Here is a 17,814-nt window from a genome sequence, read left to right as displayed (position 1 = left end):
GATGATAGGTTATAGAGTAACATAGCCGCCAATTTACAGCGCCCTTTCGCTGCCTGAATCCTGTGCGTTTAGCCTGAGTAATATATGGAACATACCCCCATAGCCTGTAGCCATCACGATCACAACCACTGCATCAGTGATGCACTCGAAGCCGCCCGCCAGCTGTGCCTGGGGCGCGGTGTGCGCCTGACCGATTTGCGCCTGCAGGTGCTAGAGCTGATCTGGCAAAACCACAAGCCGCTCGGCGCCTATACGCTGATGGAGATGCTGGCCAAAGCCAATACCCGCCGGGTCGCACCGCCCACTGTGTATCGCGCGTTGGACTTCTTGCTGGAGCAGGGCTTGATCCATCGCATCAACGTGCTGAATGCGTTTATCGGCTGCCCTTCGCCGACCACCAAACACCAGAGCCATTTTTTGATTTGCCGCGCCTGCGGCATCGCCATTGAACTGAATCAACCGGAGCTCAGCCAACAGATCATCGGCGTCGCACGGGATGCAGGTTTTGCAGTGGAAACCCAATCGCTGGAAGTCTCTGGTTTATGCGCCAACTGCGCTGGCAACACCGAACACAGCGAGCATCGCCATGAGTGATTTTTTGATTAATGCCCGCGGCTTGGGTGTAACCCGCAATGGCCGCCAGATTTTGCAGCGCGCCGATTTAACCCTGCAGGCCGGCAAGATTGTCACCCTGATCGGCCCCAATGGCGCCGGTAAAACCACACTGGTGCGCGCGGTGCTGGGTTTGATCAAAGTTGATGAAGGAACCATCGAAAAAGCGCCGGATTTGCGCATCGGCTATATGCCGCAAAAGCTGCATATCGATGCCAGCCTGCCGCTCACCGTCGCGCGCTTTCTTGCACTCGGTGGCAAGGCGCGCGCGGATTTGAGCGAAACCCTGGCGCTGACCGGCATCGATAAGCTGATCCATATGCCGATGCAATCCCTCTCCGGCGGCGAAACCCAGCGCGTATTACTGGCGCGTGCGCTGCTGCGCGACCCACAGTTACTGGTATTGGATGAACCTGTGCAAGGGGTAGATATAACAGGGCAGTCGGCGCTTTATGCCCTGATTAACGAGATCCGTAATCGCCGCCAATGTGGGGTGTTATTGGTATCCCACGACTTGCACTTGGTGATGGCAACCACCGACACAGTGATCTGCCTTAACCAACATGTCTGCTGCGAAGGCCACCCGGAACAGGTGACCAATGATCCCGCCTATCTCGCCCTGTTTGGCGAGGCAGTCGGCGCAAGCAATCCGCCGCAGGTGGCGATTTATACCCATCACCACGACCACCAACACGATGCCCATGGCAATGTAATCAAAGCCAAACCCGGCAGCCATGAACATCAGCACGACGGCTCTTGCGGACACCACCATGCCTGATTTTTTACTCCTCGCCCTGCTCGCTGGAATCGCCGTGGCACTGGTCGCCGGCCCTCTCGGCGCTTTTGCGGTCTGGCGCCGCATGGCCTATTTTGGCGATACCCTCGCCCACTCGGCTCTGCTCGGTGTGACCTTTGGCCTGTTGCTGGACATCAACCTCAACCTCGCTATCGCAATCGGTTGCCTGCTGCTGGCGCTGATTCTGGTGGCACTGCAAAACAACCGCTTTCTGGCGACCGATACATTGCTGGGGATTTTGTCTCATTCAACGCTCGCGCTCGGGCTGATCTGCGTCAGCGTGTTCAGCGACAATCGCATCGACCTAATGGCCTATTTGTTTGGCGATATTCTCTCGGTCAGCCAAACCGATGTGATGAGTATTTGGGTCATTGCGGTCGCGGTGATTGTTGCGCTGATCTGGCTCTGGCGGCCACTGTTGGCGATTACCGTACACGAGGAGCTGGCACAGGTAGAAGGAGTGCCGGTGACGCGGGTGCGCACCGCACTGATGCTGCTGATGGCGTTGGTGATTGCGATTGCGATGAAGGTAGTTGGGGTATTGCTGATTACTGCGCTGCTAATTATTCCCGCCGCCGCCAGCCGCCGCCTGACCCACACACCGGAACAGATGGCGATAGTATCCAGCCTGCTCGGCATGATCGCGGTACTGGCCGGATTGGCGGCATCCTATTGGTGGGACAGCCCCGCCGGGCCGGCGATTGTGCTCTCATCCACCCTGCTATTCAGCCTGACTCTATTGAAAAAACAGCAGGCCTAAGACCGGTTTTGCACCAGTAGGGTTATGGCCTTGTGGGCAATGTCTCACAAGCTTTAGCGACAAATGCGACTGTTTTCACATTGACTATTCAGCGATACTGTCCAACATCCCGCCCTGACACAAAGACAAAGCTTGGCGGCAAAATCAGCAAGGAACACGCCATCATGACTATTTTAAACATTGGTAACGAGGCTTTTAACAGCACGGAAGTTGCTGAGAAAGTGCAGAATGACATCAACTTTTTAATGGCTCGTATTGAGCACTTGCAACAACAGCTCAACCCCAACCCAGTAGTACTGCACACTTACAAAGAAATGCTGGAAAGCCGCCAGGCAGTCTTAAATTGGCTGGTACACGAGCAACCCAGCACTACAAATATTGCTCAACAAGCGGGCTAGTTGTCACCCAAAGTTCATCAAAATGTTGTGTTTTCGTCACATGTTCACCGCAAACTGCGGTGAAACAGCCATGGAAACGCACTATGACTTATTCGGCCCGCCCCCTCACTGCGCCCTTGCCTGAACTCGCCAACAGCGGCGATTTACCCACCCCCAAACCCACCCGTCATTTGATTAACGCGCGCACTGTATGGATCTCGGATATCCATTTGGGCTTTCGCGATTGCAAAGCGGATTATTTGCTCGACTTTCTCAACCACATCCACTGCGACACACTCTATTTAGTGGGCGATATTGTGGATTTATGGTCGCTCAAACGCCGTTTCTGCTGGCCGCAAAAACATTATCAAGTGATGCTGAAATTTTACGAACTGGCCGCCAAAGGCGTGCGTGTTGTCTATGTACCCGGCAACCACGACGAGCCCATCCGCCATTTTAGCGGCCAATTATTTGGCCCGATTGAGATAGCGCAGGAACACGAATATGTCACCGCCGATGGCAAGCGCCTGCTGATCATGCACGGCGATGCCATGGACGCCTACATCAATCACAGCTGGTTAACGCGGGTTATTGGCGACCACGGCTATGAACTGCTGTTATTTATTAACCGCTGGTCTGATCGCCTGCGCAAGTTGATGGGTAAACCTTACTTTTCACTGGCGGGATTGATTAAAAGCAATATCAAAGGCGCCAAAGCTGCCATCGCCACTTATGAAAAAGAAGCCTTGGCTGAAGCTAAGCGGCGCGGTTATGACGGCGTTGTGTGCGGGCATATTCACTACCCGGCACTGCGTGAAGAAGGCGGCTTGCGCTACGCCAACTGCGGCGATTGGATCGAAAACTGCACCGCGCTAGTAGAGGATCATCAAGGCCATATGCGCCTGCTGCATCACAGCGACAAAATTTATTGGCAAGAGTTGGAACAACCTTTATTGCAAACAGCTTAATCCGGGGAAGCAGGGGGCAGCCCACATCAAACGTCTAATACCTGCATAGCAACTGCAATAATAAAACCGGTAGCTGCAATCAAACCGGATAATTCATGGGTTTCTGCAAATGCTTCGGGAATCATCGTCTCAACCACCATGGCAAAAATTCCACCGGCGGCAACACAGGTAATCAGTGCTCTAATATGATCTGGTGCGCTGCCAAAAAATACTGCGCCAATGATGGCAAATACCCCGGAAAGCAAGGCCATTCCCCCCCAAAGGCGCACCATAAACCAACCGGATCGGCCAGCGCGGCGCATACCGGCAGTACTGGAAAGCGCTTCGGGAATATTCGATATAAAAATTGCGGCAATAGTAGCCCAGCTAAGCTGGCCACCGCTGGCGACCAACAACCCAATAGCCATAGACTCGGGAACACCATCAAGTAAAGTGCCCGCGGCAATCGCCATACCGTTGTTATTCTCAGTAACTTGCTGATGGCGGGAGCGCTTGCGATGTTTAACGCTGTAGCTATTGAGCCGGTAATTAATGAGTGAAAAAGCAATTGCTCCAGCCAAAAATCCGCCGGCTACCCAGCTCAGTTCGGCTTCCTCAAGTGCATCACCCACCAAATCAAAACTGAGCGCTGCCAGTAATACACCGCTGCCAAACGCCATCACATAGGCTACGGCTCTCGGTGGAAAGCGAATAAACCACCCCAAGGCCGAGCCCAGTAGCAGCGCACTGGCAACCACAAACCCCCAAGACCCCGCTTGCAGCCAAACAGGCATAGTTAAACGTCAAACCAGGCGCGCACCGGATCGGGCAAGGGTACCGATTTACCATCGGCACTGCTCACCCAGACCACTTTAGAGTAACCCTCTGCCGCGGGCATTTCTGGTTGGGACAAGGTGTAAACCTTGTACTTGACCATAAAACTGGAGCGCCCTGGCTCGCTGATAAACACATCGATACGCAGGGTCTCCGGATGAAAAATCGGGCGTAAAAAAGTACAGCCAATCGTGACGACCACCGGGTGAGTATCGCTTTTGAGGGGGAGGCCTTTATCGAGCATCCACTTGAATCGCGCCTCTTCAAAATAGCGAAAGTAAAGCGTGTTATTGATATGGCCATAGGCGTCCATATCGCCCCAGCGAACCGGGATCTCACAGGAATAAAATGGCGATGATTCGTCGTGATTCATTGATTGCTACTCCTTAAGCGGCAGATTTAGGGTTAAAACTTACTTGCATGCTACCTAAACCAGCGTAGTCAATGTGGATATTGGTATTGAGTGGCACCTCGATCACACCAGCATAGGAACCGGTAATCACCGCCTGCCCAGCGACTATACCCTCGCCCCGGCTGCGCAAGAATTCCGCCAACCAATAGAGCGGTGCACGTGGATGAGTATTGGGGTGCTGCCCCTGACGCTCAATAACTTCGCCATTGGCACAGGTCATAGTAATCGTAAAACTACTCGCGCCACGGGCATTTTCCGCATCCACTTCCGGGCCGATAAACAAACCCTGATTGACCAAGCCATCGGCCAGCATTTCCGGGAACTCGCAGCTGGCTGGATCGGCATAGCGGCTATTGATCAACTCCAGCGCCATATGAGTACGGGCGATAGCGGCATCGACATCAGCCGGGGTGTAAGGCTCTGCACGCGGGGGCAAATCACTGCCAAAGATAAAGGCCAGTTCCGGCTCAATACGAGCGCGGTCGCCCTTTGGCCAGAGACTTACCGGTGCGACAGAATCAATCGTGCGGGTGTATATGGGGCCAACAATCAACTTATCCTCGGGCGGCTGCAGGCATTTCCATCCGCCAACTGTGTCATCCATCTGCTCACACCAATGCGCAGTAACCGCAGCTTGAATCGCCAGCGCTTGCGCTAAATTTTGGGGCCGACAAGTGTCGGGCAAACGCTCGGACTGAATGCCATTGATACGACGCTCAACCAAAATGGCAGCCGCAGCTGATGCAGGGAAATCTGAAGACATAAACAATCACTCTCTCGCTAAGGGGGAATAACCGGCAGTATACCGGTAAAAAAATCGCTGACACTAACAACAAAAAACCCCTCGGAAGGGGTTTTGGTTACCGTGAAATCCAGCTTTACTAACCCACATTAATGATGTGGCGACAACTCGTGGGCGATATGTTTGAGATCATCGCTCGACTCAATAATATTCGCCACCGTGGTATAGGCCTTTTCCGGGTCCAGATGCAGATCTTCAAATACTTGCGGAGGAATCGCCAGTTTCGGACCACGGCCAATATCGTGTTGGTGCAGCAACCGCTGGGCGACAAAAATAAGCTTGGCATAAACCGCGTTTTCCCCCTGGTAATGCGGGTTATTTTGGTGGCGAAGACCCACCACCACTTCTTCCGGCATAGACCAAAGCGACATCAAGGCAGCACCCAATTGCTCGCGAGTGACACCGAGCAGATGGCGTTCCACCGCCTGATGATCAACATGGGGATTGGTGTCTGCCAATTGGCAGTAGTTGTGGAAATAAGGTGGAAACACTTCCGCCAAAATCAGATAGCCAAAGTTATGCAGCAAGCCACACAGATAGGCCATGCCGAAACTGGGGCGATGATCGCGGGGAATTGCCGTCACCAAACCTTCAATAGTCGCCGCCATATACACCGCTTGCTGCCAGTAAGGTAGCGAACCATGAGGGCCTTCTTTGGGGATGGTCATGGCTTTGCCGAGCGACAAACCCAGCGCCAAATTGAGCACCATATCAAAGCCCAGCACCCGCACTATGGCATCGTGAATGGATTTGATTTTGCCCGGCGCAGAATAGTAGGGTGATGCCGCCCAACTCACGACTTGCGCGGCAAGGCTGGGGTCGGTTTCAACAATTTGAGCGAGATCACTGATATCGGCATTCGGATTTACCCGCAGCTTGATAATGCGCTGAGCAGTGTCCGACAAAGGCGGTAATTCAAGGGTTTCTTCCAAGCGCTGCTTTATTCGCAGCTGGGTGAAATTGCGCACTGCGCCGAGAATCTGGTCGTTATCACTGGTACTGGTATCGTCCACCTCCAGTGGTTCGAGTGGTACGGCTATATCGCAAATAGTCGCGTCATCAATAATTTGCTGAAACTCAGCGCGACTGAAGCGCAGCAGTTGTTTTTCATCGCCCGAATCTGCCAGCAACTCATTGCGCTCAACCAAACTGCGGTCAATCAGCGTCAGCAAGCCCGCCAGTTTAGGTAATGCAGGAATGGATTGCAGATTGTGGGAGACACAGAATTTTTGAATATCTTCTGGCTTGGCGGCGTGTAGCTCGCGGTTCAATTGTCGGTTGACTGCTTTGAGATCAAGCAATCGGTCCGCGGCAAAAATCACCTGCACTCGCCCTGTACTGTCCTGCAAAATAACTGATTTGGCTGCGCTCATAGTACGTAAATGCTGGTCATGCCAAAGCGCTCTTTCATCCTCAGTCACTGGCACCTCAGACACCTGATAATGCACATTTTGCTTGTTGAGCAATGATTGAACACTGGTAGGGACTGACACGGCCTACTCCTCTTAATATCTGCAAGTGGTTGATATGCATAGGGTTAAATGACTCTAAACATCTTAGTTCGATGTGTGTAATCCAGCAAAAAAATCATATTTGGCCGAATCAGATCACGACTGCAGTCATGGTTTCCCAGCACAGGATCTATCCAAGCATAGTTCAAATTTAAGGGTGCACAGATCAATATGAAAGAAGATAAAAATAACCCGGCTAAAAATTGGAGCAGTTCTCATCTCAATGCAAAAACAACCGCCACAGCCGTATCAATCCAACCACTACACCTGCAAATATCGCTGACTATCACCCAACCAGCGCAGTACCAGCTGGTTGCAAAGTTGAGGGTAATCACTCATCAACAACAGCGCGGCATCTTTTACATCGGGCAATAAATGGCTGTCGCGCTGCAAATCGGCGATTTTGAATTGCATTTCACCGGTTTGACGGGTGCCCAGCACCTCGCCGGGGCCGCGCAGCAGTAAATCCTGCTCGGCGATATAAAAGCCGTCGCTACTTTCACGCATTACTCGTAGCCGCTCACGGCTGTTATTCGATAGCGGCGAACCATACAGCAACACACAGTGACTCGCCGCCGACCCCCGCCCGACCCGCCCGCGCAGCTGGTGCAATTGCGCAAGGCCAAGGCGCTCGGGGTTTTCGATAATCATCAAACTGGCATTGGGTACATCCACCCCCACTTCAATCACTGTGGTGGCGACCAGTAAATCCAGCTCGTTGGCTTTGAAGGATGCCATCACCGCTTCTTTTTCCGCCGGTTTCAAACGGCCGTGAATCAGCCCGATGCGCAGATGCGGCAGGGATTCGGTGAGATTCGCTGCAGTTGCCTCCGCCGCCTGCGCCTCCAGAGTTTCCGACTCTTCGATGAGCGTACACACCCAGTAAGCTTGCCTCCCCTGCTCACAGGCCAAACGCACCCGCTCAATCACCTCTTCGCGGCGGTTATCACTGATCACTACCGTCGTAATCGGCGTTCGCCCCGGTGGCAATTCATCGATCACCGAGCAGTCCAAATCCGCATAAGCACTCATCGCCAAGGTGCGTGGGATAGGCGTGGCGGTCATAATCAATTGGTGGGGGCGAAGCAGGCCAAATCGCCGATTTTCATCCCCACTTGTGCCTTTTTCCGATAGGGTTAGCCGCTGATGCACACCAAAACGGTGCTGTTCATCGATCACTATCAACCCCAAATTGGCAAACTCCACCGACTCTTGAAACAGTGCATGGGTGCCCACCACCACTTGCGCCGCGCCGCTGGCGATAGCCGCCAACTGGGTGCGCCGCTCGGCCACTTTTAACTTGCCGGTGAGCCAACCGAGGCTAATGCCCAGCGGCTCCAGCCATTTGCCAAAGTTAAGGCGGTGCTGCTCGGCAAGGATTTCGGTCGGCGCCATAATCGCCGCCTGTTTGCCGCTGGCAACTGCCGCCAATGCCGCCAGCGCCGCCACCACGGTTTTGCCGGAACCCACATCGCCCTGCACCAGCCGCAACATGGGAATCGGCTTGGCCAGATCGGCGGCAATTTCATCCACAACACGGCGCTGGGCGCGGGTCAGGTTAAACCCCAGTTGCGCCAAAAAGCGCGCTTGCAAACCCTCATCCAAATTCAGGCGAGTAGCGCCATCTGCTTGGGTTTCGCGGCGCAGTAACAGCAAGCTCAGGTGATGGGCGAGTAACTCTTCAAACGCCAAACGCTGCTGGTAGGGATGCTCCCCATCCATTAATTGCTGGATATTGGCGTTAGTCGGCGGTTGGTGCAGGTAGCGCAGGGCATCGGCGAGGGAGGATTGTTTGAGTTGGCGGCGCACACGCTCCGGCAGCAGCTCTTGCAGCGCGTGTTTATCGAGCCAGGTCAGCGCCTGCAGTGCAAGCGAACGCATACGCGGCTGGGTTAGCCCTTCGGTGGCGGGGTAAATCGGCGTGAGCGATTGCTCCAGTGGCAGCGGCGCGGCGGTACTCAACTCATCGTATTCGGGGTGATACATTTCCAAACCCGAGGCACCACGGCGGGTTTCGCCAAAAATCCGCAGCCGTGTGCCACTCACCAAACGCTGCTTTTGCGCATTGTTAAAGTGATAGAACCGCAGCGTAATCGTACCTGTGCCATCCTGCACCTTGCACACCAAGCTGCGGCGCTTGCCAAACACCACATCGCAGGCGCGCACTTCCGCCTCAATCACCGCATTCATATTGGGTTGCAGCGCGCCAATCGCGGTAATACGGGTGCGATCCATATAGCGCAGAGGAAGATGTAACAGCACATCTTGCAGGCTAAATAGGCCGATTTTCGCCAATTTAGCAGCCAAAGCCGCACCAACACCCTTTAAGGCGCTAGCGGGGATTTGATTGAGGGTTTTCTCACCAGCAACTGCCAAGGTAGACATTACCCGTCGTAATTAGTGTCGACAGGCTTTAATCGCCGTGCGCAATGCATCTATCGCCTTATGGCGCGGGAAGCTGGCGCGCCATGCGAGCGCGACGGTACGGCTGGGCGATGGTTCGGTAAAGGGGCGAGTGACCAATACATCTGAACTGTAGAGCGAACTCTCGGCAGCCGAGGCGGGCAAAATGGTCAAGCCCAAACCAGAGGCAACCATATGGCGCAGGGTTTCCAGCGAACTGCCTTCAGCGGCGGTGCGCACATTGCTGCTGTTGGCACTGGCTTCGCTGGCATGCTGCACACTGGGGCAAGTGGTTAACACCTGATCGCGGAAGCAGTGCCCCTCACCCAGCAACAGCAGCTGCTCATGACTGAGATCCGCTTGATCTACCTGCTCTTTGGCGGCGAGGGGGTGATCTTTCGGCATAAGCACCACAAAGGGTTCTTCATACAGCGCTTGGGTCACCACATCCGGCTCCACAAAGGGCAACGCGACGATAATCACATCCAACTCGCCATTGCGCAGTTTTTTGCGCAGATTGTGAGTGTAGCCCTCTTCCACGTAGAGCGGCATTTTGCTCGCCAACTGCTGTAAATGAGGGATAAACTTCGGCAGCAGATAAGGCCCTATAGTAAAAATCGCCCCCACCGATAAGGGACTACTGAGCTGGTCTTTACCTGCGTCGGCCAGATCTTTAATCGCCGCCGTTTGCTCCAGCACCAAATGCGCCTGCGCCACAATCTGCTCACCCAAGGGGGTTGGCTGCACGCGAGACTTGGTGCGCTCAAACAAGGCTACCCCCAGCTCGTCTTCCAGTTTTTTGACCGCGATACTCAGGGTGGGCTGGCTCACATAACAGCGATCCGCCGCGCGGCCAAAATGTTGTTCTTGAGCAAGTGTGACTATATAGCGCAACTCGGTAAGGGTCATAATGCAGCTCCATTAGCTTGGCTTTTATGAATAGCCTAAAACTATCAGATATAAGGCATTTATCAAATGACAATTAACCTATCTTCACCAGAAAAATGCCTGATTATCGGCTGTGGCGATATTGGCCAGCGCCTCGCACTGCAATTGCACCCATTTGGCTATCAAGTCACCGGGCTGCGCCGCTCGGTATGTGATCACTTACCCTACTTACACTATCGCTCAGGTGATGCCACCAATCTCGAGCAAATGCGCTCGCTGTTAGCAGAAGAATTTAACATCATCGTTATCAGCATGACACCCGGGGAGCGAAGCGATGCAGGCTATAAACAGGCCTATGTGGACAGCTGCCAAGTGCTTCTGCAGGCCTTGGATTTACAGCAACAGAAGCCACGCCTGATCCTGTTTGTCTCCAGCACCGCCGTCTATGGGCAGCAAGATGGCAGCTGGGTAGATGAAACATCGCCCACCACACCGGAAGGTTTTAGCGGCAAACGTCTCTTGGAAGCGGAACAGCTGATCGTGCAAAGCGGCTATGCCCATATCATCCTGCGTTTTAGCGGAATTTACGGCCCTGGTAGACGCCGCTTGATCGACCAAGTCGCACAACAACGCGCCTCGGCCAGCCCGCATTTCACCAATCGTATTCATGCGGATGACTGCGCGGGTGTGCTGGCTCATTTCATTGAGCAGAGCAAACAGCAAACGCTGGATTCGCTTTATCTCGCCAGCGACTCATCGCCCACCCCTATGATAGAGGTGGTGAGTTGGATAGCTGAGCAGCTGGGAGCTGAGGATTTTCTAGCAGCGGATGCAGTTAATGAGCGCGGCAATAAACGGATTAGCAACCAGCGACTACTGGCATCAGGGTATCGCTTTTGCCATCCGGATTTTCGCAGCGGCTATGCAACACTGCTCAGCAAGCAATAACTGCCCTATTCGGCAGCCATAAAAAACCCGGCGCGATGGCCGGGTTATTCAGCAACTATCCGAAGATTAATTGCGTTTTTCGATAGTAGTCACTTTGGTAGAAACCTGACCTACTACACGACGGTTTTGCTCACGGCCTGGCGCGTACATATTGTCCGCAATCGGCTTAGCTTCACCGTAACCAATTGCCTTCACACGATCAGCACCAATACCGTATTTGGTAATCAAAGCAGCTTTCACTGCATCAGCACGGCTTTGCGACAGTTTTTGGTTATAAACTTCAGAACCTTGGCTGTCAGTATGGCCTTCAACAGTCACCACAGTATCAGCGTATTGATTCATGAAAGTGGCCAAGTTGGCTACTTCACTTTCAAACTCAGGCTTGATAATTGACTTGGCTGAATCGAAAGTGATGTTTAACTTGATCGCTACAGTTTCAGTCAACTTCAACGTACAGCCAACGTCATCTACCTTGTTCACTTTAGGGGTGTCTGGGCACTGGTCTTTAGAGTCAAGTACACCATCACCATCGCTATCCAACTCTACTGGCGCAGCAACTGGGGCTGGCGCAGGAGCAGGGCTTGAGGTTTTGCCAAATGCGTAACCAATACCTGCGGTTACCGCAAGATCAGTATATTCATTGTCGAGGCTATTGAATGCGCGCACATCAGTGCGGAACTGCCAGTTATCGCCAAGGCTGCGCTTGATACCAGCACCCAAGTTGAGCAGCGTGTCGCGCTCTGAAGAAGGTGACTTGGCATTGAATTCACGCTTTTGATCGCCTACACCAAAGGCAACATAGGGGCGCCATGCGCTCTCAGTATTGATGTGATACAGCATATCCATACGGTATTGGGTGCCATCTACATCAACTGCGCCCGATTGGGTTTCACTGTCCCAACGGCTGGCAACCAAATCCAACATCCAATTTTCAGTCAGGGCAAAACCTACGCCCATACCCCAGTTGTTGGCATCTTCTAAAGGCTCGTCAAAAAAAGTACGGCCAACATCAGCGTGAATTTCTACTTTGTGATTATCAGCGCTGGCGCCGGTTGAAATGACAGCCGCAATAGCAGCTGATAAAGCGAGTAAGTGTGTGTGTTTCATAGCCATTTGTTCTCCGTAGAAGATAGCGAGGTTCCAAAGACAATCTGATTCCCTCGATTGATTACATTCTAAAAATAGTAAAACATATCGATCATTAACGATCTCAAAATTGATTGCCCACTGAACTCCATTTCATGATTATTTTCAGCTGGTTACATTAACAAATTAAAGCAATTTATGCCAATTTACGGTGTTTTTTTGTACAGTAAATCCCACACGCCATGACCAAGGCGTTCGCCGCGTTTTTCAAACTTGGTAATCGGGCGATAATCTGGCCGCGGGGCATAGCCAGTTTCGGTAAACTCTGTAGTAAACCCTGGCGCAGTACTCATCACTTCTAACATGTGTTCAGCGTAAGCCTGCCAGTCAGTCGCCATGTGGAACATTCCGCCGGCGGCTATCTTAGGGCGAAGTTTCTGAACAAAGGCTGACTGGAGTATGCGGCGCTTGTGATGTTTTTTCTTGTGCCAAGGGTCGGGGAAATACAACTGCAACCGGTCGATAGCACCATCGGGAATACAATCTTCCAGCACATCCATGGCATCGGCCATATACACGCGCAAATTGGTTAGCTTCTCCAGCCCCGCTACATTAATCAAACGCCCCACACCGGGTGGATGCACTTCAATACCAATAAAGTTTTTATCCGGCTCATTGCGCGCCATCTCCAGCAGCGAATCGCCCATGCCAAAACCAATTTCCAATACCAGCGGCGCCTTGCGGCCAAAAACCTGCTCCGGGTCGATCATCCCGTTAAAAAGGCTTAAGCCAAACACCGGCCACCAGGTATCAAACGCATTCTTTTGGCCAACGGTAATACGCCCGGCGCGAATCACAAAACTGCGGATCGACTTGGGTTTAAATTCGGGTTTGATAAGAAACCCTGCTTCGCCCGACTCAAGATCCGGCGTTAACTCAGGTAATTCAGACATATGGGATACAGATCATGAAGTAAAAGAAATCAGTCGGCGGGTTTAGCGCGCCATGCGGCATTCAATAAAAACAACCAACCGAGCAAAAAACACAGGCCGCCCAGCGGTGTCACCGGCCCCAACCAGCGCGGCGCGCCCATGGCCAGCGCGTAGAGGCTGCCACTGAATAACAGGGTGCCCAGTATAAAGGCTAAGCCGCTTGCTTTTAACCCTGATGTGTCAGGTTTATAACTGAGCCACAGACCTACCAGCAACAGTGCCAGCGCGTGATACATCTGGTACTGCACGCCGGTTTTCACCACATCCAGCATTTCCGGAGCGAGCAGTTTTTTCAAGCCATGTGCAGCGAATGCGCCGATAACAACCGCAAAAAAGCCGCTAACAGCGGCGATTATCAAAAAAAGTCGCGCCACGATAACACCTTTAACAATGCATTTATAAATGGGCAGATAATAAAAAAGCCGCGCTAAGCGCGGCTTTTGTACATGCTAGTCAGTAAGAAGATCAGGCTTCCAGCATCATAGTTTTGACTTTATTCATGGCATTTTTTTCCAACTGGCGAATGCGCTCAGCAGAAACACCGTACTCAGCGGCCAAATCGTGCAGGGTCGCTTTGTCGTCATTTAACCAGCGGCGCTGCAATATGACACGGCTGCGGTCATCAAGTTTATCCAGCGCCTTTTCCAAACTATTGACGTTGGATTCTTCCCAATTGGACTCTTCCAAACGCACCGCAGGGTCGTAGCGGTTGTCTTCGAGGTAATGCGCCGGTGCGACATAACCATCGTCTTCGTCGTCTTCACCTGCATCAAAACCCGCGTCATAAGAGGCTAAACGGCCTTCCATTTCGCGCACTTGTTTAACATCCACCCCCAAATCTGCCGCAACAGCATGGGCCTCATCGTTGCTCAGCCAAGCCAAACGCTTTTTAGCGCCGCGCAGATTAAAGAACAGCTTACGCTGGGCTTTGGTGGTGGCGATTTTGACGATACGCCAGTTTTTCAGGATAAATTCGTGAATTTCGGCTTTGATCCAATGCACCGCAAATGACACCAAACGCACACCCTTATCCGGGTCGAAACGTTTAACGGCTTTCATCAGGCCGACATTGCCTTCTTGTACCAAATCGCCCAGCGGCAGACCATAACCGTTGTAAGAGCGGGCGATATGTACCACAAAGCGCAAATGCGCCATAACCAATTTACGGGCTGCATCGAGATTGCCATTGGTGACCAAATCGCGCGCCAACTCTTGCTCTTCCTCAACAGTGAGAATAGAGAAGCTGCTGACCGCCTGAACATAGGCATTCAGGTTTGCACCGGGGGCGAGAATGCCGATGGGTTGCAGACTTGTGCTTGTGCTCATGTTTACCTCCAATTTCAATATTGCCCGAGTGTATCACCCGCTTATTGGTTTCGCTAGCACCCAAAAAGTTCACTTTACGCGGATGTTGCACCTTCTATTGGCACGATAAAAAGGATCAATCAACGCGGCTGAATCTGATACAAATGTCGCGCCACTGCGATCCAAGCGCCCGCCAAACCGGTAAAACCCGCCAATAGGATTAATTGCAGGCTCTCAATAAAACCTAAACCCTGTAAACGAAAACTACTTTGATACAGATCAGCGAGCTGGGCAACTGGCGCCGATAACCACCAAAATCCTATCGCCAACAGGATCGCGGCCAGTATTCCACCACCCACGCCAAACCAAAGCCCGGTATACAGAAAGGGGCGACGCACATAGGCATCGGTAGCGCCAACCAACTTGACTACCACTATTTCATCGCGGCGATTTTCGATCGCCATGCGGATGGTATTGCCAATCACCAACAACACCCCCAAAGCCAACAAACCGGCCAAGGCGACCACAAAGCGCTCGGCCACCGTAATAAACTGATGCAAACGTTTAACCCAGAGCATATCCAGACGCACATCGGCCACCAGCCGGTCAGCCACTAGCGCCTGTTGCAGAGACGTTAAGGCATCGGGTGCATTGCCGCCGATTTTAGGTTTGATCAGAATGACCGCCGGCAGCGGGTTTTCATCGAGCTGATTAGCCAGTTCACCCAGCCCCGAGCCCAGTTTAAATTCTTCCAGCGCCTGCTCGGGCGAGATATAAGTTGCCTGTGCCACATCCGGCCGCTGCGCCCAGCGACCACGTAAATCTTGCGCCTGATTAGCGGTGGCATCCTTTTTCAGAAACACCGAGATCTGGCTGGAATCCTGCCAGCTCTGGCCAATCTGCTGCACATTATTAAAGACGACAAACAAAGCGGCAGGCAGGGCGATAGCAATCGCAATGACCAGCCAGGTCATCAGGCTTTGCAGCGGTGTACCCAGCATGCGCAGCAGGCTTTCGATGGCCGAGTTGCTGTGGTGCGCACTCCAGGCGTCAAACTTATCGCGCCAGGACATTTGGCTTTGTACTGCACCTTGTTGGCGGATGTTTTCAGCGCGCGGCGGCACTTCGCGACGCGGGCGGTCGTTGCGCGGAGTCGCACTGGCACCCATACGATTTGGGCGGCGCTCCGGTTTGGAGGGACGATTCGATTTCACCAGAGCACCCCGTCATGAACCAGTTTGCCTTGCACCAAGCCCAGCACCCGTTTGTTCATGCGTTTGAGCAGTTCCACATCGTGGGTGGCGATCATTACCGTGGTGCCAACTTCGTTGAACTGGCGGAATAAGGTCATGATTTCGTTGGATAATTCCGGATCGAGGTTGCCGGTGGGTTCATCGGCAAGTAATAACGTAGGTTTGTTCACCACGGCGCGGGCGATGCCCACCCGCTGCTGCTCACCGCCAGACAAGGCCATAGGATTGGTGCGCTCCTTGTCGAGCAAATCCACCTTGTCCAAGGCGGCGCGTACCCGCTTGCCAATTTCTTGGTGAGGATAACCGGCCACTTGCAGCGGCAGCGCGACGTTGTCGTACACAGTGCGATCAAACAGCAGCTGGTGATTCTGAAACACCACACCTATATTGCGGCGAAAGTAGGGCAGCTGGCTTTTGGGCATACGCGCCAAATGATGGCCATCAACAAAGACATGGCCGTTAGACGGCTGCTCCATCAGCAGAATGAGTTTCATCAGCGTACTTTTACCGGCGCCCGAGTGGCCGGTGAGGAACAGCATTTCGCCCGACTCCACTTCAAAGTCCACCCGCGCCAAAGCTTCGTAGCCGGTATCGTAACGTTTGCTTACGGTTTCAAATCGAATCACAACAAACCCTGTTTTTAACTATTTAAGATGTGTCAGCCTGGTTAATTAATCGTTGCCTAACTGACATCGGCCTGATTAAACAGTGCCTTGATAAACGGTTCCGCCGCAAACGGCTGCAAATCATCAATCGCTTCACCCACGCCGATAAACCGTACCGGCAGTGCAAACTTTTTACTCAGCGCAAAAATCACTCCGCCTTTGGCGGTGCCATCCAACTTGGTCAGCACCAAACCGGTCACGCCAGCGGCATCGCGGAAGGTTTCGGTTTGATTGACCGCATTTTGGCCAGTGCCTGCATCCAGTACCAACAAGACTTCATGGGGCGCTGAGCCATCGACCTTGGCCATCACGCGCTTGACCTTGGACAACTCATCCATTAAATGGTTTTTATTGTGCAGGCGACCGGCGGTATCGGCGATGATCACATCAATACCCCGCGCTTTAGCCGCTTGCAATGCGTCATAAATAACCGAGGCAGAATCGGCACCGGTATGCTGGGCGATCACCGGCACATTGTTGCGCTCACCCCAGACTTGCAGTTGTTCGACCGCCGCCGCGCGGAATGTATCCCCCGCCGCGAGCATGACTTTTTTACCTTCATTTTGCAGGCGCTTGGCGAGTTTGCCGATGGTGGTGGTTTTACCCACGCCATTTACACCCACCACCAGAATCACATAGGGCTGTTTGCTGCTATCGATAAGCAATGGTTTTTCCACCGGGCGCAGCAAATCGGTGAGCTGTTCACGCAGGGCTTGGTAGAGTGCATCAACATCGTTGAGCTGTTTGCGCGCGACGCGGCTGGTGAGGCTATCGATAATTTCCGTTGTTGCCTCCATGCCCACATCGGCCACCAGCAGCTGGGTTTCCAGCTCTTCAAACAGCTCGTCATCGATGGTTTTACGGCCGAGAAACAGATTGCCCAAACCTTCGGCAAAGTGGCTGCTGGTGCGGCTTAAGCCCTGTTTGATACGGGCAAAAAAGCCGAGTTTCGCTGGTGCCTCAGGCGCTACTGCTACTGGCGCTACCGCAGCAGCTGGCTCCTCCACCGCTGCTTCAGCAGTGGTAGTTTCAGCCTCTACAATGGCGACGGGCAGCTCATCGGCAGCAGGTGTGGTGCTATCGGGCTTTTCAGATTTTTTAAACAGATTAAAAAACATAATGTTGGTCTGGGGTGTGAGCTAAAGAGCGGTTAACGATTAGTCGGCGCGGCGCGCATGCAGATTAGTGATTCTGCAAATTCAACAAAGCCGCTATCCTACCAC

19 protein-coding genes are annotated in these 17,814 nt (G+C 53.0%); 6 read left to right on the top strand and 13 right to left on the bottom strand.

The window, feature by feature from the left end; all coding sequences use genetic code 11:
• Positions 1–84 precede the first annotated feature (84 nt).
• The 5 genes from AWU77_RS01940 to AWU77_RS01920 all read left to right on the top strand — a co-directional run bounded on the left by AWU77_RS01940 (position 85) and on the right by AWU77_RS01920 (position 3,513).
• Entirely contained in the window at positions 85–594 is a 510-nt protein-coding gene (locus AWU77_RS01940) for a Fur family transcriptional regulator (RefSeq protein ID WP_062058387.1), read from the top strand.
• Complete coding sequence (gene znuC, locus AWU77_RS01935) at positions 587–1,390, top strand: zinc ABC transporter ATP-binding protein ZnuC (RefSeq protein ID WP_062058384.1); 804 nt, start codon at positions 587–589, stop codon at positions 1,388–1,390. The genes AWU77_RS01940 and znuC overlap by 8 nt, the downstream gene beginning before the upstream one ends.
• Entirely contained in the window at positions 1,383–2,168 is a 786-nt protein-coding gene (gene znuB, locus AWU77_RS01930; RefSeq protein ID WP_062058382.1) for a zinc ABC transporter permease subunit ZnuB, read from the top strand. The genes znuC and znuB overlap by 8 nt, the downstream gene beginning before the upstream one ends.
• A gap of 164 nt (positions 2,169–2,332) precedes the next feature.
• A complete protein-coding gene (locus AWU77_RS01925; RefSeq protein ID WP_062058379.1) occupies positions 2,333–2,566 on the top strand; it encodes a hypothetical protein in 234 nt (77 codons plus the stop codon).
• An 83-nt stretch (positions 2,567–2,649) separates the two neighbouring features.
• Positions 2,650–3,513 (top strand): UDP-2,3-diacylglucosamine diphosphatase, encoded by an 864-nt coding sequence (locus tag AWU77_RS01920; protein ID WP_084617904.1) that lies wholly within the window; start codon positions 2,650–2,652, stop codon positions 3,511–3,513.
• A 26-nt stretch (positions 3,514–3,539) separates the two neighbouring features.
• On the opposite strand, the gene AWU77_RS01915 is transcribed toward AWU77_RS01920, so the two are convergent.
• The 6 genes from AWU77_RS01915 to AWU77_RS01890 form a co-directional block, all read right to left on the bottom strand.
• Positions 3,540–4,286 (bottom strand): ZIP family metal transporter, encoded by a 747-nt coding sequence (locus tag AWU77_RS01915; protein WP_062058378.1) that lies wholly within the window; start codon positions 4,284–4,286, stop codon positions 3,540–3,542.
• A 2-nt stretch (positions 4,287–4,288) separates the two neighbouring features.
• A complete protein-coding gene (locus AWU77_RS01910) occupies positions 4,289–4,699 on the bottom strand; it encodes a thioesterase family protein (protein WP_062058375.1) in 411 nt (136 codons plus the stop codon).
• 13 nt (positions 4,700–4,712) lie between these two features.
• Complete coding sequence (locus tag AWU77_RS01905; protein WP_062058372.1) at positions 4,713–5,501, bottom strand: fumarylacetoacetate hydrolase family protein; 789 nt, start codon at positions 5,499–5,501, stop codon at positions 4,713–4,715.
• A 128-nt stretch (positions 5,502–5,629) separates the two neighbouring features.
• A complete protein-coding gene (locus tag AWU77_RS01900; RefSeq protein WP_062058371.1) occupies positions 5,630–7,033 on the bottom strand; it encodes an HDOD domain-containing protein in 1,404 nt (467 codons plus the stop codon).
• Positions 7,034–7,312: 279 nt separating this feature from the next.
• The gene (recG, locus tag AWU77_RS01895; RefSeq protein WP_062058367.1) at positions 7,313–9,436 is read right to left on the bottom strand and encodes an ATP-dependent DNA helicase RecG; all 2,124 of its coding nucleotides are present in this window, start codon (positions 9,434–9,436) and stop codon (positions 7,313–7,315) included.
• 12 nt (positions 9,437–9,448) lie between these two features.
• A complete protein-coding gene (locus AWU77_RS01890) occupies positions 9,449–10,363 on the bottom strand; it encodes a hydrogen peroxide-inducible genes activator (protein ID WP_062058364.1) in 915 nt (304 codons plus the stop codon).
• 66 nt (positions 10,364–10,429) lie between these two features.
• Between AWU77_RS01890 and AWU77_RS01885 the strand changes: the two genes are divergently transcribed.
• Positions 10,430–11,290, top strand: coding sequence for an SDR family oxidoreductase (locus tag AWU77_RS01885; protein ID WP_062058361.1), 861 nt, complete (start codon positions 10,430–10,432; stop codon positions 11,288–11,290).
• A 66-nt stretch (positions 11,291–11,356) separates the two neighbouring features.
• Here AWU77_RS01885 and AWU77_RS01880 read toward each other — a convergent pair whose 3' ends face one another.
• From AWU77_RS01880 to ftsY, 7 genes are all read right to left on the bottom strand, one after another.
• Complete coding sequence (locus AWU77_RS01880; RefSeq protein WP_062058496.1) at positions 11,357–12,397, bottom strand: OmpA family protein; 1,041 nt, start codon at positions 12,395–12,397, stop codon at positions 11,357–11,359.
• Positions 12,398–12,582: 185 nt separating this feature from the next.
• A complete protein-coding gene (gene trmB / locus AWU77_RS01875) occupies positions 12,583–13,329 on the bottom strand; it encodes a tRNA (guanosine(46)-N7)-methyltransferase TrmB (protein WP_202966602.1) in 747 nt (248 codons plus the stop codon).
• Positions 13,330–13,358: 29 nt separating this feature from the next.
• Entirely contained in the window at positions 13,359–13,742 is a 384-nt protein-coding gene (locus tag AWU77_RS01870; RefSeq protein WP_062058358.1) for a DUF423 domain-containing protein, read from the bottom strand.
• A gap of 91 nt (positions 13,743–13,833) precedes the next feature.
• Positions 13,834–14,694 (bottom strand): RNA polymerase sigma factor RpoH, encoded by an 861-nt coding sequence (gene rpoH / locus AWU77_RS01865; RefSeq protein WP_062058355.1) that lies wholly within the window; start codon positions 14,692–14,694, stop codon positions 13,834–13,836.
• A 119-nt stretch (positions 14,695–14,813) separates the two neighbouring features.
• On the bottom strand, positions 14,814–15,887 hold the full coding sequence (ftsX, locus tag AWU77_RS01860) for a permease-like cell division protein FtsX (RefSeq protein WP_084617901.1): 1,074 nt from the start codon (positions 15,885–15,887) through the stop codon (positions 14,814–14,816).
• Positions 15,884–16,552, bottom strand: coding sequence for a cell division ATP-binding protein FtsE (gene ftsE, locus AWU77_RS01855; RefSeq protein WP_062058352.1), 669 nt, complete (start codon positions 16,550–16,552; stop codon positions 15,884–15,886). The genes ftsX and ftsE overlap by 4 nt, the downstream gene beginning before the upstream one ends.
• 56 nt (positions 16,553–16,608) lie before the next feature.
• Positions 16,609–17,697, bottom strand: a complete 1,089-nt coding sequence (gene ftsY, locus AWU77_RS01850; protein WP_375600828.1) for a signal recognition particle-docking protein FtsY — start codon at positions 17,695–17,697, stop codon at positions 16,609–16,611.
• Positions 17,698–17,814: the final 117 nt, after the last annotated feature.

The sequence above is a fragment of the Cellvibrio sp. OA-2007 genome (genome assembly GCF_000953825.1).
Lineage (GTDB): Bacteria > Pseudomonadota > Gammaproteobacteria > Pseudomonadales > Cellvibrionaceae > Cellvibrio.
The sequence above is the reverse complement of the archived record's forward strand: the minus strand, read 5'-3'. Positions and strand labels throughout refer to the sequence as shown.

Coding starts and splice junctions, on each gene's coding strand:
- AWU77_RS01940 (WP_062058387.1), top strand. CDS start 85: ATGGAACATACCCCCATAGCCTGTAGCCATCACGATCACAACCACTGC.
- znuC (WP_062058384.1), top strand. CDS start 587: ATGAGTGATTTTTTGATTAATGCCCGCGGCTTGGGTGTAACCCGCAAT.
- znuB (WP_062058382.1), top strand. CDS start 1,383: ATGCCTGATTTTTTACTCCTCGCCCTGCTCGCTGGAATCGCCGTGGCA.
- AWU77_RS01925 (WP_062058379.1), top strand. CDS start 2,333: ATGACTATTTTAAACATTGGTAACGAGGCTTTTAACAGCACGGAAGTT.
- AWU77_RS01920 (WP_084617904.1), top strand. CDS start 2,650: ATGACTTATTCGGCCCGCCCCCTCACTGCGCCCTTGCCTGAACTCGCC.
- AWU77_RS01915 (WP_062058378.1), bottom strand. CDS start 4,286: ATGCCTGTTTGGCTGCAAGCGGGGTCTTGGGGGTTTGTGGTTGCCAGT.
- AWU77_RS01910 (WP_062058375.1), bottom strand. CDS start 4,699: ATGAATCACGACGAATCATCGCCATTTTATTCCTGTGAGATCCCGGTT.
- AWU77_RS01905 (WP_062058372.1), bottom strand. CDS start 5,501: ATGTCTTCAGATTTCCCTGCATCAGCTGCGGCTGCCATTTTGGTTGAG.
- recG (WP_062058367.1), bottom strand. CDS start 9,436: ATGTCTACCTTGGCAGTTGCTGGTGAGAAAACCCTCAATCAAATCCCC.
- AWU77_RS01890 (WP_062058364.1), bottom strand. CDS start 10,363: ATGACCCTTACCGAGTTGCGCTATATAGTCACACTTGCTCAAGAACAA.
- AWU77_RS01885 (WP_062058361.1), top strand. CDS start 10,430: ATGACAATTAACCTATCTTCACCAGAAAAATGCCTGATTATCGGCTGT.
- AWU77_RS01880 (WP_062058496.1), bottom strand. CDS start 12,397: ATGAAACACACACACTTACTCGCTTTATCAGCTGCTATTGCGGCTGTC.
- trmB (WP_202966602.1), bottom strand. CDS start 13,329: ATGTCTGAATTACCTGAGTTAACGCCGGATCTTGAGTCGGGCGAAGCA.
- rpoH (WP_062058355.1), bottom strand. CDS start 14,694: ATGAGCACAAGCACAAGTCTGCAACCCATCGGCATTCTCGCCCCCGGT.